This window comes from Dyadobacter sp. CECT 9275 (assembly GCF_907164905.1).
In the GTDB taxonomy this organism is placed as follows: Bacteria; Bacteroidota; Bacteroidia; order Cytophagales; family Spirosomataceae; genus Dyadobacter; species Dyadobacter helix.
Window position 1 is genome coordinate 226,768 of the sequence record NZ_CAJRAF010000001.1, and the last position, 23,502, is coordinate 250,269.

At 46.1% G+C, this 23,502-nt stretch carries 16 protein-coding genes; 5 read left to right on the forward strand and 11 right to left on the reverse strand.

The genetic code is table 11. The features are described 5' to 3' along the window. Positions 1 to 78: 78 nt before the first annotated feature. From KOE27_RS00825 to KOE27_RS00845, 5 genes are all read right to left on the reverse strand, one after another. Entirely contained in the window at positions 79 to 2,319 is a 2,241-nt protein-coding gene (locus KOE27_RS00825) for a hypothetical protein (protein WP_215236983.1), read from the reverse strand. Positions 2,320 to 2,402: 83 nt separating this feature from the next. Further along, complete coding sequence (locus KOE27_RS00830) at positions 2,403 to 3,593, reverse strand: sialidase family protein (RefSeq protein ID WP_215236984.1); 1,191 nt, start codon at positions 3,591 to 3,593, stop codon at positions 2,403 to 2,405. Positions 3,594 to 3,668: 75 nt separating this feature from the next. Next, positions 3,669 to 4,742 (reverse strand): polysaccharide deacetylase family protein, encoded by a 1,074-nt coding sequence (locus tag KOE27_RS00835; protein ID WP_215236985.1) that lies wholly within the window; start codon positions 4,740 to 4,742, stop codon positions 3,669 to 3,671. Positions 4,743 to 4,805: 63 nt separating this feature from the next. After that, positions 4,806 to 7,043: a ligand-binding sensor domain-containing protein gene (locus tag KOE27_RS00840; RefSeq protein WP_229252577.1), complete on the reverse strand. Its 2,238-nt coding sequence runs from the start codon at positions 7,041 to 7,043 to the stop codon at positions 4,806 to 4,808. Further along, a complete protein-coding gene (locus KOE27_RS00845; RefSeq protein WP_215236986.1) occupies positions 7,040 to 8,965 on the reverse strand; it encodes a PfkB family carbohydrate kinase in 1,926 nt (641 codons plus the stop codon). Before KOE27_RS00845 ends, KOE27_RS00840 begins: the two co-directional genes overlap by 4 nt. Positions 8,966 to 9,549: 584 nt before the next feature. Here KOE27_RS00845 and KOE27_RS00850 point away from each other — a divergent pair. Beyond that, positions 9,550 to 10,089 carry a sigma-70 family RNA polymerase sigma factor gene (locus KOE27_RS00850; RefSeq protein ID WP_215236987.1) on the forward strand — a complete coding sequence of 180 codons (540 nt, stop codon included), beginning with the start codon at positions 9,550 to 9,552 and terminating at the stop codon, positions 10,087 to 10,089. A 115-nt stretch (positions 10,090 to 10,204) separates the two neighbouring features. On the opposite strand, the gene KOE27_RS00855 is transcribed toward KOE27_RS00850, so the two are convergent. Further along, positions 10,205 to 10,813: a hypothetical protein gene (locus tag KOE27_RS00855; protein ID WP_215236988.1), complete on the reverse strand. Its 609-nt coding sequence runs from the start codon at positions 10,811 to 10,813 to the stop codon at positions 10,205 to 10,207. An 88-nt stretch (positions 10,814 to 10,901) separates the two neighbouring features. Next, positions 10,902 to 11,735 carry a prolipoprotein diacylglyceryl transferase gene (lgt, locus tag KOE27_RS00860; RefSeq protein ID WP_215236989.1) on the reverse strand — a complete coding sequence of 278 codons (834 nt, stop codon included), beginning with the start codon at positions 11,733 to 11,735 and terminating at the stop codon, positions 10,902 to 10,904. A gap of 55 nt (positions 11,736 to 11,790) precedes the next feature. Between lgt and yidD the strand changes: the two genes are divergently transcribed. Then, a complete protein-coding gene (gene yidD, locus KOE27_RS00865) occupies positions 11,791 to 12,000 on the forward strand; it encodes a membrane protein insertion efficiency factor YidD (protein WP_215236990.1) in 210 nt (69 codons plus the stop codon). 11 nt (positions 12,001 to 12,011) lie between these two features. On the opposite strand, the gene KOE27_RS00870 is transcribed toward yidD, so the two are convergent. Together KOE27_RS00870 and prmC are read right to left on the reverse strand one after the other, a co-directional pair. Beyond that, positions 12,012 to 12,965, reverse strand: coding sequence for an AAA family ATPase (locus KOE27_RS00870; RefSeq protein ID WP_215236991.1), 954 nt, complete (start codon positions 12,963 to 12,965; stop codon positions 12,012 to 12,014). An 87-nt stretch (positions 12,966 to 13,052) separates the two neighbouring features. Continuing rightward, positions 13,053 to 13,916 (reverse strand): peptide chain release factor N(5)-glutamine methyltransferase, encoded by an 864-nt coding sequence (gene prmC / locus KOE27_RS00875; protein WP_215236992.1) that lies wholly within the window; start codon positions 13,914 to 13,916, stop codon positions 13,053 to 13,055. A 91-nt stretch (positions 13,917 to 14,007) separates the two neighbouring features. Here prmC and ribD point away from each other — a divergent pair, with 91 nt between their 5' ends. Beyond that, a complete protein-coding gene (gene ribD / locus KOE27_RS00880) occupies positions 14,008 to 15,075 on the forward strand; it encodes a bifunctional diaminohydroxyphosphoribosylaminopyrimidine deaminase/5-amino-6-(5-phosphoribosylamino)uracil reductase RibD (protein WP_215236993.1) in 1,068 nt (355 codons plus the stop codon). Here ribD and KOE27_RS00885 read toward each other — a convergent pair. Further along, positions 15,072 to 15,845 carry a shikimate dehydrogenase family protein gene (locus KOE27_RS00885; RefSeq protein WP_215236994.1) on the reverse strand — a complete coding sequence of 258 codons (774 nt, stop codon included), beginning with the start codon at positions 15,843 to 15,845 and terminating at the stop codon, positions 15,072 to 15,074. The genes ribD and KOE27_RS00885 overlap by 4 nt on opposite strands. Positions 15,846 to 16,313: 468 nt before the next feature. On the opposite strand from KOE27_RS00885, the gene KOE27_RS00890 reads away from it, so the two are divergent. Further along, positions 16,314 to 21,518 carry a S8 family serine peptidase gene (locus KOE27_RS00890; RefSeq protein WP_229252578.1) on the forward strand — a complete coding sequence of 1,735 codons (5,205 nt, stop codon included), beginning with the start codon at positions 16,314 to 16,316 and terminating at the stop codon, positions 21,516 to 21,518. Positions 21,519 to 21,667: 149 nt separating this feature from the next. After that, on the forward strand, positions 21,668 to 22,648 hold the full coding sequence (locus KOE27_RS00895; RefSeq protein ID WP_215236996.1) for a nucleoside hydrolase: 981 nt from the start codon (positions 21,668 to 21,670) through the stop codon (positions 22,646 to 22,648). A gap of 24 nt (positions 22,649 to 22,672) precedes the next feature. On the opposite strand, the gene KOE27_RS00900 is transcribed toward KOE27_RS00895, so the two are convergent. Continuing rightward, positions 22,673 to 23,476 carry an HpcH/HpaI aldolase family protein gene (locus KOE27_RS00900; protein ID WP_215236997.1) on the reverse strand — a complete coding sequence of 268 codons (804 nt, stop codon included), beginning with the start codon at positions 23,474 to 23,476 and terminating at the stop codon, positions 22,673 to 22,675. Positions 23,477 to 23,502: the final 26 nt, after the last annotated feature.

Consider the following 23,502-nt stretch of genomic DNA (forward strand, 5'->3'; position numbering starts at 1 on the left):
TAAAAGTAAAAAGGGCTAGGATAGTGGCGGTATTCAATAAATCTGCCATGTTTTATTAACGAGGATTTTTAACAGTTTTTAATGTTTAGCAGCAACGGGTGCACTGATTACTCCCAGATACCGGCCCATCCAGTAAGGCAGCAGCCAGATATCCCCCGCACTGTGTTCGGAATTGCCGTTGCCTCCTTTTCTGTCGAGGTTAAACATGTTGCCGTTATGTCTCTGGATAGGCCTTTCGTCCGGAGGGAGAACTTCCTTGGTGGTCTGTCTCCGGAAATTCGGTTCCAGCATTTCAATATCTTTCCTGTGGCTGTTCTCAATTTGCCAGTCAATCAGGTCAAGCGGGTGTTCTTTCAGGTACCAGGCAGCCTCATTAAGGTCAAATTCCTTGGTGCCTGTCAGCGCAGTGAAAATATTCCAGGCTCCCTCTTTTTCGGGGCGTTCCGCTTTCCAGTGATCAATGATCTGCTGTTTATATTTTGCTTTAAGGGTATCATTAAAGGCATATCTGTACAGTCCCCAGTATCCTACAAAGTACATTTCGTCATCGGAATGGTTCCAGCCGTCAGACATATGTTTGGCATGCTCGTCGGCGTCTGCCGGGGCTTTCCCGATCTCATTCATAGGCCGCATCATGTTTTCGTAATAACCATGTTTGGTCATGAGCTCAAATGCCTTTTTCTTGTATTTTTCCTTTTTGGTAAAATGGTAGGCAGTTTGCAGCATGGCTACGATGTTGGACGAATTCAGCTTCCGGTCTCCCACATTGGTAGGAAAGGAATTTACATATTTGGGGTTCCATTTTCCCCACATGGTCGGTTGCCCGTCATAGTCGATCAGGTACATATCGTTTTTCAGGATGTGCGACATCAGCGTGTCGATCAGCGTAATGGCTCTGCTCTTCATGGTAGGCTCTTTAATCAATTCAGCCATAGCGCCAAAGGCAAATATGTGACCTATTACCTCGTCACTGCTGGTGGTAGACTTCCAGTCCCATTCTTTATCAGGGGCATGCTGCCAACGCTCATGGTCTGAAAGCTCGCTGGTGTGTCCGCTTCTCTCAAATGAACGTGCAGGAAAACCAGGTACCGGGTTAATATCGTAGAGCCTTTCGAGCGCGTCCAGTGACTCGCGGCAATTTTGTAATGCTGAAGAATCTTTTGTTACTGCATAGCGGAATATCTCGCCGCCCAGGTACATGGTAGTCCACAGACCGTCGTTGTCGGAATCTTCCAGGAAGCCGGTGGCGATATCCCCTTTTTTCATATTTCTTAAAGTCGAATTGAATCCAAGACGGATATGCCTGGACCGCACCTGGTCTTCAAAATAGGCTGCTTTTTCGGCAAGGGTTATCTGCTTGAAATTAAGATGGCCTAGACCTGCGGTCGTAAGCATCAGAACGGAGTTACCAGGACCTGCCTTAATGGTTTTTACTACATTGCCGGGAAGCCAGCGTTCTCCGTTGTAATAATTGAATTTACCATCGGTCCGTAGTGAAAAGGCGCCGTTGTTTGAGCCAAACCATAACTCTCCGTTAATTTCTTCTACAGCAGTGATATGCGTAACAGGCAATTTTTTATGGATTTCACCCGCCTGTTTTTTAGCGGTAATATCATACGTAATGTAGCCATCCGTAGTACCGATTATTACTTTGTTGCTGCTCCCGGTAATGTCGAATGAAGTGAAGCCGGTAGCCTGAAACACTTTGCTCAACACATTTCCGGCTGATAAAGTGTACAAAGATTTTTTTCCTAGGATCCAGAACTGATCATTTTTTGCCTGGTAACGTATCCCGATGGCCTCATCCTCCGGAAATGCAGCGCTCCACAAAATTTTGGAGTCTTTAACGAGCTGCAAGGCTTTCCCGTCCGATACCAAAAAGGCAAAATCTTTTCCACCTTCGAATATTTTTGCATCCGGCAGGCCATGTTTAATGAACACTTTCCCTGCCCAGGCATTACTGAAAACGACGGAATTGGTAAGGTATACCAGCTGATTTTTGTAGCTGATTAGAGAAGTTATTTTTTTATCGGTATTAAAACGATAGGTGTTGTCGGTAACCAGCGTTCCCGGATACAGAAACTGCCCGTCGCGCGGGTGAAGCAGGATGTTGCCGGATAAAATCTGGATAACGCCATTCCTGTCTGAAGCGATGTCCAGCAGTTGCTGGGAGGGGCTGTCGGTGTAATATTTTATACTGTAATCCTGCCAGTAAGGAACATCTTTATAAACTGGCTGCTGAGCCATGCTTTGGCTGGAGGGTATTATTCCTGCCAGGATGCATATACTAACAAGAATAGAGAGAGCGTACTTTTGCATGATAATCTTCGGTTATGAGTGGCGTGCTAGCCTATGGTGTTAAAATTCAAAAAAGCAATAGGATTGGTATTTTGTTGCGGTCATTATTTCGTTTTAGCCAGTTTCCCCGGATTCACTACTACGTACTTGATCGACTTTTTGTCTTTTTCGGAATGGTGGGAGTAGGTCATGTGTAAAAGCCCGTCTGCGGTTTGTATCAGCGATGGGTAAGAGTAGCCGCCTTCGTTTGGTTTATGATCTTCGATTTTGGTTTTCCATTTCCAGGTTTCACCTTCATCGTCAGAAATAAAGAGACTTAACCGGTACCTGCCGTCATCAATATCATTTCCCAGAAAGGCCCAGCGGCCGTCGGCAAGGGTCAATAGTTCCACGCTGGCAGTATTAGGAATATCCAGCTTTTCGGTGGCGGTCCAGGTTTCTCCCTCATCCACCGACTCGCTCATGTGCACACGGGTGGGTTCATCCCCGCTGTCGCGCATGTAGGCTACCAGGTTTCCATTTTTACGTTTGGCAATGGCGGGCTGTATGGGCCCGCGGCCCACCACCGGCAGGCTTGGCCGCCAGGTTTCGCCGTCATCGTCTGAAAGGGCCATGAGCGATAAGTTAAAGCCGTCGGAGTATAATGGCAGAATAATTCGCCCGGATTTCAACTGGGTTGGTTTTATTCTGGTCATCCAGCCGATACTTCGTTTTGGGGCGTCCTTGCCCGCTTCAATGATCATTTTATCATACTTTGGGGCATAACCGGCCCAGCCAGTGTGATGTTCGGGAAGGTCCTTGAACTTTTTTTCAAGCTCTTCCGGAAAACGATGATCGGGTTTCAGCAGTATATTGTCCTGCCAGCTCCAGACGGGTGCGCCGGCTTTGGTGTAATTGGTTGAAGTCCGGAAACGCAGGATAGACTGTTCCCAGAGATTGGCCTGCACTGCTATCCATACCAGGAATAACTTGCCGGATTTGTTAAGAAACAAAACCGGATTGCAATCAGGGATATTCGGAGTATCTGCCATCAGAAATGGTTCACTCCATGCCTTTTTACCTTTTTTGAGCCTCGCTCCCATAATGCGTACATCATCGGCCTGCCTTTCACCACTTCCCTGAAACCAGGCTACCAGGAAGTCGCCATTGGGCAGGCTGACAAGGCTGCTTCCGTGAACGTGTTGTTTTTGTTGGGGGAAAATGATTGATTCCTGAATGATTTCCGGGCTTTGTCCTATTGCAAAAAATGAAAAGAGCAGGTAAAAACTCAGGAAGCAGAAAAAGGATATTCGCATGTTTGAATGAGTAAGTTGAAATTCGGCGGTAATAAAATGGGGTACCCGTAAGGCACAAGACTTTGGCAGGATACTCTACTTGATTTTCTGTCTCCTCTCCATCAGCTCTTTCCAGGTAGTCAGTACAATACCATTTGACTTGATATAAGCCTTAAGGTCGGGATCCATCATGGATAACATATCCGCATAGCGTGATCCGCCGGAACCGCTTATATATTTGAATTCCTCGGTAATATCACTGCTATGGACGATCAGCATGGCTACTCCGGGCTGCATTTTTTCCAGCGCTTCCATCCATTTCTTTGCTTTATATTTCCCCCAGTCAGCAGCAGGAACATTGCTTCCTTCCGGCCGCCAGTCGCCGCTCATGGTATGCAAATCATCCAGTACAGGCAGGCCCGCTTTCCATATCATTTCACCAACAGATGTGGATTGTTTGAGCAGGTCAAGGTCGGGGAGTTTCATGCCTTCCTGCCATTTTCCTTCCGCTTTCAGTTTTTTGATCATCGGATACTGGAGGCAATCTTTCAGAAGGGTATTGTTTCCGCCTGGGAACATCACAGGGATCTTGTATTCGATACCTATTTTGATATATCTTTCAAGAAAAGGCACGTGCGCAAATAGTGTACCCATGTGCGAGTCCAGGTGCGTAGGTTTCAGCCCCATTTTTAGAGCCCGTTCCACCTGCGCCCGAATTTCCTGCTCGACCATATCGGGGTTGGCATTTTTAACTACTTGCTCCACGGTATGCCACATACATCCATCGTTATCTACCAGCCCTGGGGAATGGCTTATGCCATTCAGCGGTGGCCAGCGGTAATCCTGCCATTCGGAGGTAAGCGTGAGATGAAGACCAGCATCCACGGATGGATTTTTCAGAACATATTTGCCAAAACTTGCCGCCCAGGAGCAGGGCATCATGATACTGACCGAGGTGGCCACTCCTTCTTCTATGGACCGGATGGCACCGCGGTTGGACGAATAGGACATTCCGGCATCATCCACATGGAAGATAACCACTTTGGTCCCTTTAGGCCAGCCTAGTTTTTCGGCATAGGTATTCTTGGTTTGGGCTATGGTACTTTGAGAATAAACGATCATCAGGACGTAGCATAACCAGCGGGGGATAACCAGATTTTTAATAAGCATAACTTCAGCGAAACGTAGGATAAGATTGTATGGGATACTTCGAAAATGTGAAAGAATACTATTTTATTCGATCAATTTAAGATATTTCCCCATCCAGTAAGGCAAAAGCCAGAAGACAGGCTCGCGTTCAACCTGCGGATTTCCACCTGCCAGTGTCCAGGGATTTTTATCCCAGCGCACGGTCATGCGGATACTTGCCGGCTGAAGCTCGCCAAGCTGTTCTTCTTCCAGAGAGGGTGCGCGCACTATTTTAATATCCTCCCGTTTACGGTGATCGATGGGCCAGTCCACAAGGTCCAGCGGGGTGTCTATCAGGAAGTCAACCGAATGGGCGGTTTCTTCTTTTTTGTTCTGAGAATAGTTGTAAATAAAGTTGATCAGCGGATTATGATCTGCTCTTCTTTTATCAAACCATTTATCCAGATGGTTTGAATAGAATTTGAGCAGTTCAGGATCTTGTTCACATTTCATCAGGATGGGATACAGGTATGCCTGTAATACTACATCGAAGTAAATAAACCAGGCGGGGTTCTGCATAGTTACCTCGCTCATATTCTGCAGGTAATGTTCTTTTTCGATGAGCCTTCGGTATTCCTTTTCGTATTTCTGATTTCCCGTCGTGTGATAGGCCAGTTTAAGAAAGGTCAGAAGTTCCATAGAATTCTGATTCCTGTCGGGCACCCATTCCGGGTTACGGTTAAGGTCGTCGGGTGACCATACCGACCAGCGCGTATGCTTCCCGTCGATGTCGGTCATGTTGTAGTTATGCTTCATGAGGTGGTCCACGATACGGCCTATGTGGGCAGCTATGACTTTTTTCTCTGCTTCGTCTGCCACAAGGGTATAGTAGAAGTAGTACCCAAACATGTGGCCGCACATTTCGTCACTGCTGGTATCCCCTTTCCAGAGCCATTTGCCATCTTTGGATTTTCGCCAGCGCATTTCGACTGGTTTAAACCTGGGTTCTTTCACGCGCTCTTCAGCTAATTCTATGGGTGTATAAGTGCGGTTTTCGTCATGGAGGCCGGTCCAGTTGGCAGGGACAACGGTGCGGGCAAAGAAGCCGTCAGTATCGGTAACTTCCTGTAAAAATTTCAGGAAGCCAAACGCTTTTTTCGCATTCTCGCGGGCTTCGGGGCTTTTGGTGGCGGCGTAGCGGAAGCTTTCCATGGCCAGGTAGTTGCCGGTGTATTCACCGTCGTTATCGTCATCTTCCGGTTTCCACGAAGTAGTATCCCCAGGAATGACCAGATGTGCCTGCCCTGCAATCCATGGAGCGCGGATATGCCTTTTCATCAGCACATCCATGAAGTAATCATTTTTTTGTGCCAATGTAAATTTCTTCTTCCGGATGGCGCTTACGCCATTCGGAGTGGCTATCCAGGCTGTGCCGTCGGTGTCAAATGCGATAGCGTTCACATGGTCGTCCAGTAGCCAGCGCCTTGAAAAGCGTAACGAATGGCTGCCATCGGGGCGGTACCTCACCACGCCAGTCTGGCTGCCCACCCACATGGTACTATCCGGTGCACGCCTGATCCTGGTAACAAATACGGACGGAACTCCGTCCTTTGGGAGCAGCACTTTTTCTTTGCCTTCACTGTTTCGGATGGTTACTCCGCCGAGGCCACCTACCCAGAGTTTTCCCTGATGATCAAAAGCTACCCCTTTGGTGTAACCACTGATGATATCATTGGTTTTGTAAAAATGCCTGCTTTCCTTCTCCGACCAATAGTAAAGCCCTACGTCAGTAGCGATCCACAATCCGCCGTCAGGTGAAGCCGTAATATCTCTTACCGAGCCCGGTAATGCTGCCTCGATTTTTACAAAGCCAGTACCTTTGCTGGCCCAAAGGCCATCCGGGCCCAGCGCAAAAACGGTGTTTGGAGTGGAGCAGATAAGCGAAACAGGACCTTCCGGTCCTGTCACTTTCTCCAGTTTCTGGTTTTGGTACCGGTACAATCCCTTCCAGTTACCAACCCATATATCATGATTGGCTGCAACATGAACGGCATAGGCAGGTCCGGCGGTTTCACCCGCCGGGACCTGCCTCCATACTGGCGCATGATTATTTTTTTGGTAAACACCTGCGGCCGAAGCAATCCAGATATTGGACTGCCCGTCAACGGCTATATCCCTCACATCATTTTCCGGCACGGTACTGCCAACGGGATAAGCCTCATGATATTCCTGCCAAAAGGCGGAATCCTGATAAGGAGTACTTTTCTGATTCCTTGAGCAACCGCCCACGAGCGTCAGAACAAGCATGTAAAAGGGCAGATTTTTACCAGTTTTGAGGATCATGCATCAGCAAAGTTTACATCTTCCTGAAACAAAAGGGATACCAGTTTCTTGTATTGCGAGAAGTCGGGGATGAGCAGCTGAGCGCCTGCTTTTACCAGACGAGGGCGTTTGGCTGGATTGTGGCCAAAGCGTTGGACTTCGTCGGAAGTGATACCCACGGAGATCCCGCCTGCCCGGCGTCCTTCACGGATTTCGTCGGGACCGTCGCCAAAAACGGCGAGTTCGTTGCCATTCAGGTTGTTTTCACGAATGATTTTTTCGATGATCATCTTTTTAGAGAATTTGGTATAATCTCTTAAAGCACCGTAAATTCCGCCATTGAACAATTCTGCGTAACCCAGCGTCTCTGCTTCATGTCTTACATCATCCACATCGGTACCGCTGGCGAGGTACATGGTAACGCCACGTTCTTTTAAAGCATGAAGGAATGCAACTGCGCCCTTCATGGTATAATCTTCCTGGCCCAGCTCGCCGGATAGCAGCTTCGCCATGCGTACGTTCACCATTTCCATCAGGCCGTCGTTGTAAATTTCTTTGTATTGAAATTTATCCAGGATTTTGTCTTCCGGCACAAATCCAAATTCGCGGACCAGGTTCACCAGGCCTTCCATTTGGTAGATCGTCTGGATACCCGTGGTTTTCTGGATAAATTCCTTCACCGTTACTGTCAGTTTTTCGAAGGTACCGCTATCTATAGTATCGTATTGTTCTCCCAGGATAGATTTCATCATGACCGGCTCCATGATCTCCTCCCAGCCCTGGCGGAGAGAACTGATCGTTCCGTCATGATCAAAGACTGCATATTTAATATGTCCGAGTTTTTCCAGAACCTCCGGAGCACAAATCTCAAATTCGGTTTCGGGCAGGTAAACTGCTCCGCGTTCATTCACCGCCAGGTCGGCATTGTAGATGTAATCGGGTTCCTCGCCAATCTTAAGTATTTCTTCGGCGCTTGCAGTTCCTGTGGTAAACAATTTCTGTACGGTAACACCTGCCGCAAAGTTTCCGAATGCTGCAGCATCTTTCGGCTCGAAACCAGCAGCAAGGCATAAGGTAATTGCACTGATGGTGGTATCTCCGGCACCCACGGTATCCAGCTTGCCTTTCAGTTGCAGCCCGTGGATCTGATGGCTTCCTTCTGCATCAAATGCGATGATACCTCTTTCGCCACAAGTTGCAAAAACAGGCTTGCCGCTTTGCTCAAACACCTGAGCTCCGTATATTTTTACATCTTTAATAGCCACCACAGCGTCGGGCGAAACGGGGAAGCCGGCCAGCGATGAAATTTCACGATCGTTGACCTTACGGTAGGTATTTGTGAAATGTCCGTTGAAATGACGGGAGTCCAGCATCACGATCTTGTCGGGATACTTGGCAAAAAGTGCATTGACTGCTGTTATAAACGCTTCGTTATTGATACTTCCCGTAACCTGCTGGTTGAATATCAATGCATCGTATTCGAGGAGCGCCTCCTCAATGGCCGCCAGCAATTTGGCATCTGTTTCATCACTCCTTTCGTTGTATGCACCGAAGTCAATCCTGGGTTCCTCTTTGCCATCTACAAGTCTTTTCAGATAGGTATAGGTCTCAAACTTTCCGGATTGAATGAAAAGAGAAGAGGTGTCGGCACCGAAAGCCTGAAGCTGAGCCGTGAGCTCCCTGCCGTAAAGGTCGTTACCAATTGTTCCAATGGCTTTAATAGATGCAGGATTTAGCGCCGCAAGATTAGCCACCACGTTTCCTGCTCCACCGGGTGTATAATAATGCGTACCGACTACTTCGGTAAAAAGTCCGGTTTCGACCGATACTTCTGAGGCCCTGTTGTCCATCAGCCAATAGGCGTCCAGACAGAAGTCTCCATAAACTGCGATCCTGACGTTTGAGATTTTCTCAACGATACTTGTGAGTTTTTGCTGATTCATTTGATTCTGTAATCTAATGTTTAGGAAGTTGCCTGCGAAAGGATTTTCCGGATGCAACTAAAGTATGTCAATATATACTGGTCATGCCTGTAGGTGGGCTATCTGGCCGAAATTCATTTTTGGGCTTCTACTAGAAAACATATCCGTGAAATATTATCCTTATATGAAGAATATATTAAATATGTGTACCTCTAAACGCTTTGATACACAGGATTTAAAAACTGTAATGATAAAATAATACAGTGTTAGGATAATTAATTATAACTTGCGCAAAATGAAGATAATTTTACGCAAGTTGCGATTTGAAAATGAAATAAGGGTGCTACATTTATCCTAAGATTTCAATGACACCGCGCAATAGAATTTATTCTTTAAGTCTCTGTTAAAAGATTATTGTTTCCTGAAAGCATCAGACAGAGGTTCGTTATTTGGTTAAATATTACTTTTTTGAAATTAAGTTTGTTTATAATTTAAATTGCATGCGAAGTTGAAACTTGTATTAATTGGAGAAAAATTAGAATATAATCTCCGCTGTAAATTAAGACTTTAACAAAAAATATTATTGAAATAAACCCTTTACTCCCGTGGCCTGTCCTGACGAAAACACCCTAAGAAAAGTAACGCTGGGCGATGAAGCAGCCTTTGCCCAACTTTACAATTATTACAAAAATCCTGCTTTGAGGTTCTCCATTTCCTTACTAAAGGATGAAGAGGAGGCCGAGAATATGACCCAGGATCTTTTCCTGAAGATATGGATGCGACGTGCACAGATCAAGCCGGACCAGAACTTCAGTTCTTATCTGTTTACCTGCCTTCGTAACATGGCCTTTGACCATTTCAAGAAAATGGAGAAAAGCGAGCAAATGCGAATGCACTATATGGATATGATGAAGGCTTATGCCGAAGATGAAAAGGAAGAAAAGGAAAGAAGGCTTAACATGGTGCAAACAGCTGTTGACTCGCTTTCGGTCAAGCGCAAAATGATACTGAGGCTTAATATTGAAGAAGGGAAATCATATCAGGAAATTGCTGAATTTCTGAGGATTTCTAAAAATACGGTTAAAAATCAGCTGGTGAAGGCAAAACAACTGCTAAGAGACAAAGTGGATTTTGCAGTAGGCTGATCGTTAAAAAAGGAATTTGTAAACCCTGATCCTGCCAGTGCAAGATCATATATTTTCTCCACCTCGCGAAAAGAGGAGCCATTCGGCTCCTCTTTTTATGTTAGCGGGTAAGTATCTATTTTATCTCGGATAACTTATCCAGGTCAATATCCTTTAATAAATCCTTCATTTCATCCGACGAAATCTGGTCGGCATGTACGTTCACAATGTACCGGTCTGCCACCAGTACGTTTAGTTCACCGGATTTGCTTTCATTGTCATACTTTTCGAATGCCTTATGTCCTTCCAGGGTTGTGGTTTTTTCGTAGCCACTAGCCGTTTCCTTGTCAATGTCGGCCATGGACCAAGCCGCCAGCGCCATGGTGGTTGCCCCGGCAATGCCTCCTGTGTCAACAATCTCGATCCTGGCAGTACCACCACCCTGATTCTGGTACCGGGCCTGCGCTGTAGATACCGTAAATCCCATTGCGCCCGTTTTTTCTCCTGTTGCTTCCGTTCTTGTTAGAGAACCTACTTTTTCCGGCAGCAACTCCTTTAACTTTCGGAAATCAACCGGGTCCACGGGTTCTTTGGTACTCATTTCCTTTGCCTTGTCGGCGATGCTTTGCAGGGCTTCCACTGCATTTTTTGGTTCTTCCTTTTCCTCTTCTTCTTTTTTTCCGCCGCAACCACTCAGCATCAGCAAAGACGCCAGGGTGAGAGATAACATTATCTTGTTTTTCATCTTGAAAGTATTTAAGGGATTGCAGTAAAGTACAAATTAACCAAAAAAAACTTTTATTTGTCTATGCTTTCTTGAGGTCCGAAGGGGCTTATTTGCCGCCGCTTTGCGGAAGCGGTTTCCTGGACTGAACGATAAAATAGATCCCCAGCAGTACTACGGGGATACTTAGTATCTGCCCCATGTTGAGCGGATAATTGGCTTCAAATGCTTCCTGGTTTTCCTTAAGGAATTCATAGAAAAATCTTAGAGTAAATACCCAGACAAAAAACACACCAACCAGCAAACCGCGGGGTGTTTGGGTTTTGTATTTATTCCAGAGTGCAAGCAGCACAAAGAAAAGAATGAAGCAGGATATGGATTCGTAAAGCTGTGCGGGGTGGCGTGGAATTTTAGTGAATTCGGTATTTTTCATAAAAATGAACCCCCAGGGAACGTCGGTGTAGCGGCCTACTATTTCAGAGTTCATCAGGTTTCCGAACCGGATAAAAGCCCCTGCCAGGGCTACGGTGATAACCATACGGTCCGCAACCCAGAAAAACGTTTGTCCTGAACTCTTTCTTGAACGCGCATACAACCAAAGTCCTGTAACAATGCCGATGACAGCGCCATGGCTAGCAAGCCCGGCATAGGGAGGCAATATTACTTCGAGAGGGTTTTTGAATAAAATTTCGGGCTGATAAAAAAGAAAGTGTCCTACGCGTGCACCCACCACTGTTGCAATTACCATATACAACGTCAGCGCATCAATATCGTCCAGAGACTTACCCTCCTTTTTGAAAATATGAATCATGATTTGCTGGCCTATCAAAAAACCTGCAGCGAAAAGAAGACCGTACCATCTGACAGGAAAAGGGCCAAAACCTGCAATTTCAGGAATTGTAAAGATTTCGGGATTTACATCCCAAAGTATATAGGAAATCATGCGTTATTAATGTTAATTGACAGTTTCAAAGATAATACTTTACACAAGACGCGACATGAAATTTTTACTCATCGGGCTGGTCCGGATTTATCAGGGTGTACTGTCGCCGTACCTGCCCAATTCGTGCCGTTACACTCCTACCTGTTCGCAGTATATGATCGAAGCAGTTCAGAAGCACGGGTTTTTCAAAGGAGGATGGCTGGGCCTGAAACGTTTTTCGAGGTGCCATCCGTGGGGTGGGCACGGTCATGATCCTGTCCCTTGATGGTTGCCAGGTTATCCGATGGCCACTTTCCTTAGTATGGAATCAATAATGCTCAGCGTACGTACACCGTCGGCTTCTGCCTCGTAGTTAAGCAAAATCCTGTGATTCATAATATCGGGGGCAAGTTCCTTGATGTCCTCTGGTAATACATAGTCCCGCCCTTCGAGAAATGCCAGTGCTTTGGCTGCGCGGTTCAGGTAAATGGTAGCCCTTGGGGAAACACCGAACTGGATATACCGCGCCTCATCCCGTAAATTATAATCCAAGGGCCGCCGGGTGGCAAAAACCAGCTCGATAATATAACGTTCGAGTGTATCTGAAATATTGACTTTGTTGACATTCTCCCGGATCGCGAAGATATCTTCCTTGTTGAGGATAGGCCTGATCTGGTACTCATACGAGATATCCGACATCCTTCTCATTACTTCAAGTTCTTCTTGCTTGTTGAGGTAGTCCACATATACCTTCATCATAAACCGGTCTATCTGTGCTTCGGGAAGAGGGTAGGTACCTTCCTGTTCCACAGGGTTTTGTGTGGCGAGTACGATAAACGGGCGGTCCAGCGGGTAGGTTTCGTCTCCAATGGTCACCTGTTTTTCCTGCATCGCTTCCAGCAGCGCTGACTGTACTTTTGCGGGGGAACGATTTACCTCATCGGCTAGGATAATGTTGGAAAAGATCGGTCCCTTTTTAACCTCATAATCACCGATTTTAGGTTTATAAATCATCGTCCCGATGAGATCAGCAGGAAGAAGGTCGGGAGTGAACTGAATTCGGTGGAAATCAAGATGCAGTACTTTTGCCAGAGTGTTGATCGTCAATGTTTTAGCAAGTCCTGGTACACCTTCAAGCAACACGTGTCCTCCGGTAAACAATCCGATGAGCAGCCTGTTAAGAAGTTTTTCCTGGCCAACCACCACTTTTCCCATTTCATCCAGGACATCCTTTATTTTTTCTAGGTACATTTCGTCTGTTTTAAAAGCAAGGTTTTCACAGCTTTCGTTGAGTAAATGTTCTTGGTGTCAATTGTTCTTTAGACCTCGTGTCACCTATCAGCCTTCCCATATCGCCCTCACGAAGCGGTCTTTACCGTGAATATCGCGCAGAATTTCTACGTTTTTGTAACCTCTTTCGTCAAAAACCTTTTTTGTCTCCAATCCAAAATGTTCGTTGATCTCAACGTAACATTTACCTCCTGCTTTAATATGGTGTTTGCCAAAATCTGCGATGGCCTTGTAAAATAAGAGCGGATCGCTGTCTTCCACGAACAAAGCCTCATGGGGTTCGAAGCGTAGCACATTGGGAAGCATGTGCTCCGCCTCTGCGTAGGTGACATAGGGAGGGTTACTCACCAGGCAGTCAAATTGCTGCGTGTTACCGGCTAGCGGGAAAGTGACGTTCAGCATATCCTGTTTTGCAAACTGAACGTCTGCAATCAGCTGGCGAGCGTTTTCACGCGCCACTTCCAGGGCTTCGTCTGATACATCCCAGGCATGCACCGTTACGTGCGGCAGAAAACGTGCCAGCACAATAGCAATACAGCCGCTGCCGGTACCGATGTCCAGAATTTCAATATTTTTGTCAGGTTCGGCGTAATCTCTTGTAACCATGCGGACGAGTTCCTCTGTCTCCGGACGCGGGATAAGTACCGAGGAAGATACCCGAAACTCCAGTCCGCAAAATTCGGTGGTACCGATAATATGCTGTACCGGTTCATTGTTGTTGAGCCGTTCGATGATGCCCTCCCAGTCCGGCTGAGCGGTGTTTTCAGGAATGGGCCGATCCACCAGAACATCAATATTCCGTAGCCTTACATAGTGCTCCAGAAGCATGAATGTAATGGCTTGCGCCTCTTTTTCGGGATATACTTTTATGCTTTTAACAATGTACTGATATAGCTGCCGAGCGGAAGTCATTTTAACTGAGTTTTATTCCAATGTCGGAAAGTTAGCAAATTATAAGAACTCCCGAAAGTTGAGTTTGCAGAGAGGTTCTTATTTTTGTGGTATGGAGACAGATATGCAATGGATGAAACGGGCATTACAGCTTGCTGCCTATGGACGCGGGAGTGTTAGCCCCAACCCGATGGTCGGTTGTGTGATAGTCCATGAGGATAAAATCATTGGCGAGGGCTGGCATCGTAATTATGGCGGACCGCACGCGGAAGTGAGAGCTATTGAGGACGTTGTTTTCAAAAAGAACGAAAATCTTTTAACAGAAGCTACTGCCTATGTTACACTGGAACCTTGCGCGCACACAGGCAAAACGCCTCCCTGCGCGGATCTTTTAGTAAGCAAAAAACTGAAACGGGTTGTTGTTTGTAACCTTGACCCGAATCCGCTGGTAGCAGGAAAAGGGATTGCAAAACTGAAAAGCGCAGGCATTGAAGTGAAAACGGATGTACTATCGCAGGAAGGCATTGCGTTGAACAAGCGGTTTTTTTTGGCGATGCAGGAGGGCCGTCCGTATGTTATTCTTAAATGGGCCGAAACGGCCGATGGTTATTTGGGAAGGGCCGATGGTGGCCAGGTCAGGATCAGCAGTGCGCTTTCGGGCTTGCTTGTCCATCAATGGCGGGCAGAGGAAGATTCCATTTTGGTAGGATTTAAAACTGCACTTATGGATAACCCCAAACTTAACGTGCGTCACTGGAAGGGGATAAATCCGGTCAGGGTAGTTTTGGACAGGAATCTGCAGTTGCCGGCATCACTAAATTTAATGGATCAGTCTCAGCCTACTTTGATCATCAACTACTTACAGCAGACAGAATTGAAAAACTGGCCTGAAAGATATGGTGAGGCCCGAGAAGTTTCTTACGCCAGGATCAATCCTGAAAATGAGGAGACAGGACAGATCCTACACAGACTTTTTGAACGTAAAATACACTCCGTTTTTGTGGAAGGAGGAGTAGCAGTTATAAATTCTTTTCTGCAGGCAGGTTTGTGGGATGAAATCAGGCGGTGCCAGGGAACGATTCAATTAGGAACGGGCGTTAAAGCGCCCGCCCCGCAGGGGATTCTTCGGAAATCGGAAATGGTTGAAGGCGATCTGTGGACCTATTATTCAAGATACTAAACACTCCACATACCTTCTTCGGTTGTCCAGATATCCCATGCTTTTTCGGCCTGTAGTTCAAGCATTTTGAGGCCATTTAAAGTGGCGGCTCCTTTTTCTGCACCATTTTTGAGGAAAGAAGTTTCGGCGGGATTATATACCAGGTCATAAAGGAAATGTTTGGAACCGATCCACTGAAAAGGTATCGAAGGGCAGCCTTCTATTTTGGGATAGGTACCCAATGGTGTGGTGTTGATGATCAGCAGGTATTCATTCAACACATCTTCTGTAATTTCTTCGTAAAGGAGCGAATCTTCTGACTTTTGACGGGAAACAAGCCTGAATTCAACGTGCAAGTCCTGTAAAGCTACCTGAACGGCTTTAGCAGCACCACCGTTGCCGAGTACCAGTGCCTTGAAATTGGAACAGGTTTCTCCTCTTTTGTCCAGCCATTCTACCAGCGACTGGCGAAACCCGTAGTAATCGGTATTAAAACCTTTGGTGGAACCGTCTGCATAGACCTTTATGGTATTCACTGCGCCAATGCGTTCGGCAGAAGCCTCATCCAAATCATCCAGATAAGTAATCACTTCTTTTTTATGGGGGATCGTAACGTTAAGGCCTTTTAAATCAGCTTTGCTTTTGAGTAGTGAAGGCAAGGAATCCAGGGTTGGCATCTCGTAAAGATCATAGCTGCTTTCCTTTATACCTTCACGTTCAAATTTTTCAGTAAAGTATTTTTTTGAAAAGGAATGCGAAAGCGGAAATCCTATTAAACCGTATAAATCCATAATTCAGGTGACATAATTAAATGTTAGGCGGCTTCCAGTCCAGGAAGCGCGGCTAAGTTACTCCGGCTGTAATCGAATTACAAGGCAGGTTTGTATCAAATTTCATTTCTTACCGGGATATTGTCATGGTGTCCGCTCTTTTCATGCGGCTGATTTACAAATTTATGGCTGGTAGTACCTGATGGGCGCTTATTTCATTTCGGGGCTCATGATATAGAATATGAAAAATTTTATTGAAATTCGTTCAAAAGGCGGTGCCTTTAAACTTTCCTCTTTCCCACTAATATGAAATGCTGCAAGCGCTACCTATTTATTATTTTATTTTTTCTGGTGTACTGGCCTTCCTATGCGCAAAACCGGCCTGATCGTATGATCCAGCTACGTTCTGGGTCTTTTTTCCCTGAAAAAAATATCTCAAGAAGTGGTCTGAACTCAATAAATACCAGATTTAAGCGGGCAGGGTCAAAAATGTTCGTCATCCTTCAGTTTGCTCATATTCCGGATAGTGAGGAAAGGACAGCGCTTGAAAAAGAGGGTGTTCATCTCCTGGATTACATTCCCAACAATGCGTATACTGCAGTGGTCAAAAATCAGCTTGCCCCGGCATCACTGCTCAGGTCAGGTGTTACGTCGGTAGTAGAGCTCTCCGCGTCACAGAAAATGGAACCTGGGCTGGCATCAGGAAAGATACCCGCGCATGCAATCAAATCTCCAGGAACAGTGGATATCTGGCTCAATTATCCTAAAACATTTTCTTTCGACGAAATAACAGAGTTGGTCAAGGACAGGGGCTACGTCATAGTTTCGGATTTATATAAAACGGCGCAAATCATCACAGTGCGGGTACCGGAAAGTGAAATCGTTGCGCTGGCATCTTCACCTTTTGTGCAGTATCTGCAGCCTATTCCTGGCGCTGACAAACCTATTAATAATAAGAGTACAGTCAATGGAAGGGCCAATGTACTGGGTTCTTCATTAAGTATTGGGCGTAACTTGAAAGGAGCAGGTGTGGTAGTTGGAGTGGGAGACGATTCGAACCCGTATCAGCATATTGATTTTAACAACAGAATTATTAATCATATGGGTATTGCGGGAGGCACTCATGGTGTACATGTCATGGGTACATTGGGAGGGGCCGGTATTATGGATGAAAAATACAAAGGGTTTGCGCCTCTGGTAACAATGTTGAGCCAATATTTTTCCAACATTTTCGCGCTGGCAGGTACCTATGTCAAGGATTATGGGATGGTGATTACTAATAATTCTTACGGAGCGGATGTGAATACCTGTTTAACCCTGGGAACCTATGATTTGTATTCCTACGTGCTGGATCAGCAGTCCTTTCAGTTTCCCTATCTTCAGCATGTATTTGCGTCTGGAAACAGCGGTTCAATGGTGTGTAGCCCCAATCCTTCTGGTTTTGGAAATATTCTGGGAGGGTATCAGACTGCAAAAAATGTAATAACCGTGGGTAATACCAACGACGAGGGGTTTTCGATTTCAACTTCAAGCCGCGGACCTGTCAAGGATGGCAGAATAAAGCCGGAGATCATGGCTCAGGGGACGCTTGTGGTATCGACCTCTCCAACGGATGATTATGCGACGAAATCTGGTACCAGCATGGCTGCTCCGGCAGTTTCAGGCGGGTTGGCTTTGTTGAATGAAAGTTATAGAAAAAAAAATTCGAGTAACCCTAAGAACGGTCTTCTGAAAGCACTGATCTGTAATGGAGCAACAGATAGAGGAAATGAAGGCCCTGATCATAAGTATGGTTTTGGCTGGATGAATCTGCTGAGGTCTTTGAAAATGTTAGAAGCAGAGGCATATAAGAATGATTCTGTTTATCACGGAGATACAAAGGAATTTACCATCACTATTCCTGCTAATTCGGCACAGGTAAAGGTTATGTTATACTGGAATGATCCGGCGGCCGCGGTCTTTTCATCACAGAATCTGGTGAATAATCTTGATCTTAAAGTTAGGAATCCATCCGGCAACACGGTATTGCCATTGGTTCTTTCAACAGATCCTACAAAGCTTGCACTTTTAGCAGCCCCGGGAGTGGATAACGTCAACAATATTGAACAGGTGGTCATTAATAACCCGGTTGAGGGAACCTACACTATATCCGTGAAAGGGTCTTCCATTGTTCAGAACCCTCGGCAAGAATACTTTGTGGTATACGACATCATCCCTGTGTCAACTACGCTGACTTACCCTATTGGCAAGGAAAGTTTGGTTAAAAATGACGTCATTACGATTAGCTGGGACTCATACGGGAATACAAGCAGCACGTATACCGTAGAATATTCTGTCGACAACGGTGCAAACTGGCTACCGATTGGAAGTAACCTTGTCGCGGCGACCCGTCAGTTAAGCTGGACGGTCCCGGACGTCATAACTGACAAAGCGCGGGTGAGGGTTACACAGAGTGGCTCCGGGACACAAAGTGTAAGTGAACCTTTCACCATACTCGGTATTCCGGAAATTAATGCCTCGGATGTGCAGTGCGAAGGATATTTTGCCGTTGAGTGGGGGGCTGTATCCGGTGCAACGGATTATGAAGTGATGATACTCAGTGGTGACGAAATGGTCAGGGTGGTCAATGGCATTACTACTTCCACACGTTTCACGATCAACGGCCTTTCCAAGGATTCTACCTACTATGTATCCGTGCGAGCCCGCCTCAACGAAAATCCCGGGAGACGGGCATTAGCCATTAAACGAAAACCGGATAACGGAAACTGTACCGGAACAATTTCAGACAACGATTTAAAGCTTGATGCCATTGTTACACCGGCCACTTCGGGCAGAAAATTTACTTCAACCGAACTCAGCGCCAGTCAGTCAGTAACCGTAAGAATTAAAAACCTGGATGACGCCGGCTCGACTGATGCTTTCACGATCAATTATGCGGTAAATGAAACGGTAATATATTCTCAAACCATTAATCCGCTCATTGCCGCCGGAGGAACATATGACCATACTTTTCCCGTGACTGCAGATCTTTCTGCCATAGGTACTTACCAGATAAAGGTGATACTCAGCCGGGGAAACGATCCCGTGACCAGCAATAATGTCATTACAAAGACTTTCAAACAATTAGCGAACCCTTCGGTGACTTTGCCTTTTACGGATGACCTGGAATCTCTGTCCAAACAAAGTATCATCGGAACACAGGTGGGACTTGATGGTGGTGACCGGTATGATTTCACAACCAATGTAGCCACCGGCCGGATAAGATCTTTTGTCAGTTCCGGAATTTCCTATTCCGGAACGAAGGCGCTTACGCTGGATAGTTATAAATATAGTTCGGGGGGCGTAACCAACTACCTGATGGCAACACTGGACCTATCGGCCTATACCCCGGGTACCAACGATGTTCGTCTGGACTTTGTATATAAAAATCACGGTCAGTCCAGCGATGGAGCTAATAAGGTTTGGATCCGTGGGAAGGATACGGACAGCTGGATTCAGGCCTACGATCTATATGCCAATCAAAAAGGGAATGATGAGGGGTACAAGGCAGTTTACGGTCTCGAGTTAAGCCGTTTGTTACAGGAACAGAGCAAATTGTTTACATCCAGTTTTCAGATCAGGTGGGGCCAGTGGGGCGAAAACGTAGCGGCAGATAAAACCCGGGCAGATGGTTATACTATTGATGATATTCACGTTTACACCATCATAGATGATATGCAAATGTTATCCATTTCGAGCCCCGTGGCAGAGAAATGTACCTTTGAAAGTACAGAGGGGGTTACCGTTACAGTCAGGAACAGTTCGTCCGGCGTAATTGCGGATCTCCCTGTGAAACTGGTTGTAGACAACGGATCAGAAATTACGGAGCACATTTATAATATTCCGGCCCGGAGCAACATGGATTATACCTTTACTGCAAAGGCAGATTTTTCTGCGCCAGGCAGGCATACCTTAAAAGTTTCTGTGGCTTATCCAACGGATAATTATGCATATAACAACGAACTCACCAAGGAGTATTATCATTCACCCGCTGTGACCACTCTGCCCTATCTTCAGGATTTTGAAACCAATGATGGTTACTGGCATGCGGAAGGGGCGTTTAGTTCATGGCAGTACGGGATTCCTTCCGCACCGAAAATCAGTAGGGCTGCCAGCGGAAGAAAAGCCTGGAAAACGGGCCTTACAGGGAATCACAACGACTATGAATTGTCCTACCTGTACTCTCCCTGCTTTTCGATGAGTGGCGTGGCTGCGCCTACCCTGAGCTTTAGTATGGCGCTGGATATTGAAGTCTGCGACCCTAATCCCTGTGACATAGCCTATGTGGAATATTCCGGAGACGGTGGCAGCTGGACGCGTCTCGGAGCAGTGGGGCAAGGCACGAACTGGTACAACAAAACCTTTTCGGATGCGGGGAGCTGGTGTGTCAAAGACTACATTAACTGGCATGTCGCTACCATCGCTCTGCCCACCGGATTTTCGACCATCAGGCTACGGTTCGTTATGAGTTCGGATGCCTTCGTGAGCAGAGAAGGAATAGCGATTGACGACATCCATGTCTATGACAAACCCAATGGAATTTATGATGAGACTTCCATCACTACTGCCATCAGCCAAACCGTCTCTGCCAGTGAAAATTGGTCGCACTTCCTTAAAAATAACAAGCTGGTTGCCTCGATAAAACCAGGATCACAAAATTTGGGAACAACCAATGTGCAGGCCAATATCAATACCAGCGGGGTGCGTAACACGATCGGACAGTATTACCATGACCGGAGTATTACCATTAAGCCGCAAACTACCAGCCTCACTGACTCGGTCACTTTAAGACTCTATTTCTTGGATACTGAAACCGAAAATCTGCTGAGTGCCACCAGTTGCTCCGGTTGCGGGAAACCGGTGTCAGCGTATGAATTGGGCGTCTCGGAATATACAAGTTCAAATAAAAACCTGGAAGATGGCGACATAAGTAATAATAACGGAGGCTCCTGGTTGTTTCATTCCGGTGTTCGCAAGGTGCCGTTTGATAAAGGATATTTTGCTGAGTTCAAGGTCAAGGGGTTTTCGGAATTCTGGCTGAGCAAAGCGCTAATCGGAAACTCTGCCGCATTGCCGGTCAGGCTTATTAGTTTTAGTGCTAAAAGGTTGACGGACTCTGAGGCCTCCGAAGATGTGCTGCTGGTATGGAAAACGGCAATGGAGGAAAATGCGGATCATTTTGACATTGAAGTTGCAGTGGGGGATGATCGCTTAAAAAAGGGTGATTTCTCAAAAATTGGTGAAATAAAGGCCAAGGGAAACTGGGAAGGTGAGCAAAGTTACTCGTTGACCGATAACGAAATGGGAAAAAGCGATACCAGATATTACCGTTTAAAAATGGTCGATATGGATGGTTCTTTTGCTTATTCGGTCATACGTCCTGTATTGTTTAATGAGCAGCCAAACTGGCACATTTATCCTAATCCTTCCAAGGAAATATTCAATGTTGTTGCGCAGGCAAATGACGGTGAGCTGATAAAGGTGAAGGTTTTGGATGAATCGGGGCGAACGTTGCTTACCACATCGGCAAGGGGAAATGGGTTCCTTCAGAAACATAAAATTGATCTTTCGGGAAGTGCTTTTTCTTCGGGACTCTATCTTTTCGAGGTGTCATCTGAGAAGGACAAGCAGGTGTTTAAAGTGGTGAAGGAATGAGAATACATTTTAGAATCGGATTAGAATTTTAATGAGCAGGGTTAAAGTATAGAGATTGGAAGTAATTTGCATGGGAAGGGAACATGATAATAATTTTATTACATCTGGCGTAATACTTAGTAGTAACTTTCCTTAGCGTGTGAATCAATATGAAAATTTTTTTAGCTGCCTTTTTTACCTTTAGTTTTGCCGCGGTTGTTGCTCAGAATCGCGCAGCCCAGGGAATTTCCATGATACTGGATACAGATATCGGTCCGGATTATGATGATGCAGGTGCCATGGCTATCATGCATGCTTTGGCGGATAAGGGAGAGGTGAACCCGCTTGCCGTGATTGCAAGCAACAAAAATGAATTGGTTGCACCTACTATAGAAATTCTGAATACTTATTTCGGACGTCCTGAACTTCCTATCGGCGCTCCCAAAGGACAGGCTCCCAGTTATGGTGCAACACAAAAGTGGCCCGAAATGCTTTTGGAAAAGTATCCGCATAAAATCGCACGAACCTCTGATGTACCCGATGCCGTCGAAACTTATCGTAAAATTTTGTCAAAACAGCCGGATCATACAGTGACCATTGTAACCATAGGCTTTCTGACCAACCTTGCAAAATTAATGGAGTCGGGCCCCGACCAGATCTCGGGCCTTTCAGGAATGGATCTGATCCGGAAAAAGGTAACCCAACTGGTTTCCATGGCGGGGAAATTTCCCGAAGGCAGGGAGTATAACGTATATGCGGACTCAGTGGCTTCTGAGAAGGTATTCTCTTCCTGGCCTACGCCTGTACTTTTCAGTGGTTTTGAGATTGGAGAAAAAATTAAAACAGGCAAAAGGTTACTTGCGAATGAATCCCTTAACAGCCCGGTAAAAGACATATATGCCAAGGCAATGCCATTCAGTAAGAATGATGAAAACGGACGCATGAGCTGGGATCAGACGGCCGTGCTGGTGGCAGCCCGAGGAACACGCCCGTATTTTGGCCTCCGGCGTGGGAAAATGATCGTAGAAGGAGGCAATAATAAGTGGCAGGAAGATCCTATGGGCCCTCATGCATACCTCCTCTCCGACATGTCGGCAGAGCAGATAACGATGATCATCGAGTCGCTTATGATGTGGGAAGGCCGGAAATAAAAGCTCCGGCCCTTCTGGCAGCGGTTAGATAACAATGGCGCTATTGTCGGTGTAAGAGAAATCGCCGGTTGCCTCCCTGATAATGGCAAGGTCTTTCTGTAATTTCTGGCTGAATAAGGCTACGTCAAAACTGTGGACGATGATATTGGCACCTTCTTTGATCCAGCGAATCTGGCGTTCAGGTTCAAGGGAAAAATGGATTCCGATGGATAGACCCTTGCTGCGGGTAGTTTTAATAATTTGTGTTACTGCCGCTTCAAATTCAGGGTGGTCATATTGTTCGGGTAATCCCATGCTTACTGAGAGGTCGTGAGGGCCAATGAATACAGCATCAAGACCAGGAATCGAAAGTAATTCATCCAGTTTTTGCATAGCTGGCACACTTTCGATATTGGCTATACAGATATGGTTGGTATTGTACTTCTGAACATACTGCCAAAGATCTTCGGGCATGGCCTCTTCTCCGTTCAGGTATTTATACAATACTTCCCCTTTTAACGGCCGGTATTTTGTAGCACCCACCAGATCCAGTATTTGCGTCCTTGCCTCAAGGTACGGCGCTACAATACCCAGAGCACCGGCATCTATTGCCTGGCATGCCAGGTAAGGGTCGGGGCTGGGGATACGAACGATGGGCGTAACCTCCAAGGCTTTGAAATGCTGGCATAAGGCGGCAAGTTCATTTCTGCCGAGTGGTACATGTTCCGTGTCCAGAAATACAAAATCAAGTCCGGCGCGTTTTACAGCAGCCGGCCACATAGGCCCTGTTGAAGTAATGCAGGTACCGTAAACATTTTCACCGGTATTTAATTTGTCTAAAAGTCCCATTTTTATCTGACGAAATTCTTGTTATT

Bases quoted from the DNA above. Each gene is read 5' to 3' on its own strand.
- lgt (WP_215236989.1), bottom strand. From the start codon at position 11,735: ATGATTTCCTATATACTTTGGGATGTAAATCCCGAAATCTTTACAATT.
- yidD (WP_215236990.1), top strand. From the start codon at position 11,791: ATGAAATTTTTACTCATCGGGCTGGTCCGGATTTATCAGGGTGTACTG.
- KOE27_RS00895 (WP_215236996.1), top strand. From the start codon at position 21,668: ATGAAAATTTTTTTAGCTGCCTTTTTTACCTTTAGTTTTGCCGCGGTT.
- KOE27_RS00900 (WP_215236997.1), bottom strand. From the start codon at position 23,476: ATGGGACTTTTAGACAAATTAAATACCGGTGAAAATGTTTACGGTACC.
- KOE27_RS00830 (WP_215236984.1), bottom strand. From the start codon at position 3,593: ATGCGAATATCCTTTTTCTGCTTCCTGAGTTTTTACCTGCTCTTTTCA.
- KOE27_RS00870 (WP_215236991.1), bottom strand. From the start codon at position 12,965: ATGTACCTAGAAAAAATAAAGGATGTCCTGGATGAAATGGGAAAAGTG.
- prmC (WP_215236992.1), bottom strand. From the start codon at position 13,916: ATGACTTCCGCTCGGCAGCTATATCAGTACATTGTTAAAAGCATAAAA.
- KOE27_RS00890 (WP_229252578.1), top strand. From the start codon at position 16,314: ATGTTCGTCATCCTTCAGTTTGCTCATATTCCGGATAGTGAGGAAAGG.
- KOE27_RS00835 (WP_215236985.1), bottom strand. From the start codon at position 4,742: ATGCTTATTAAAAATCTGGTTATCCCCCGCTGGTTATGCTACGTCCTG.
- KOE27_RS00855 (WP_215236988.1), bottom strand. From the start codon at position 10,813: ATGAAAAACAAGATAATGTTATCTCTCACCCTGGCGTCTTTGCTGATG.
- KOE27_RS00885 (WP_215236994.1), bottom strand. From the start codon at position 15,845: ATGGATTTATACGGTTTAATAGGATTTCCGCTTTCGCATTCCTTTTCA.
- KOE27_RS00825 (WP_215236983.1), bottom strand. From the start codon at position 2,319: ATGCAAAAGTACGCTCTCTCTATTCTTGTTAGTATATGCATCCTGGCA.
- KOE27_RS00845 (WP_215236986.1), bottom strand. From the start codon at position 8,965: ATGAATCAGCAAAAACTCACAAGTATCGTTGAGAAAATCTCAAACGTC.
- ribD (WP_215236993.1), top strand. From the start codon at position 14,008: ATGGAGACAGATATGCAATGGATGAAACGGGCATTACAGCTTGCTGCC.
- KOE27_RS00840 (WP_229252577.1), bottom strand. From the start codon at position 7,043: ATGATCCTCAAAACTGGTAAAAATCTGCCCTTTTACATGCTTGTTCTG.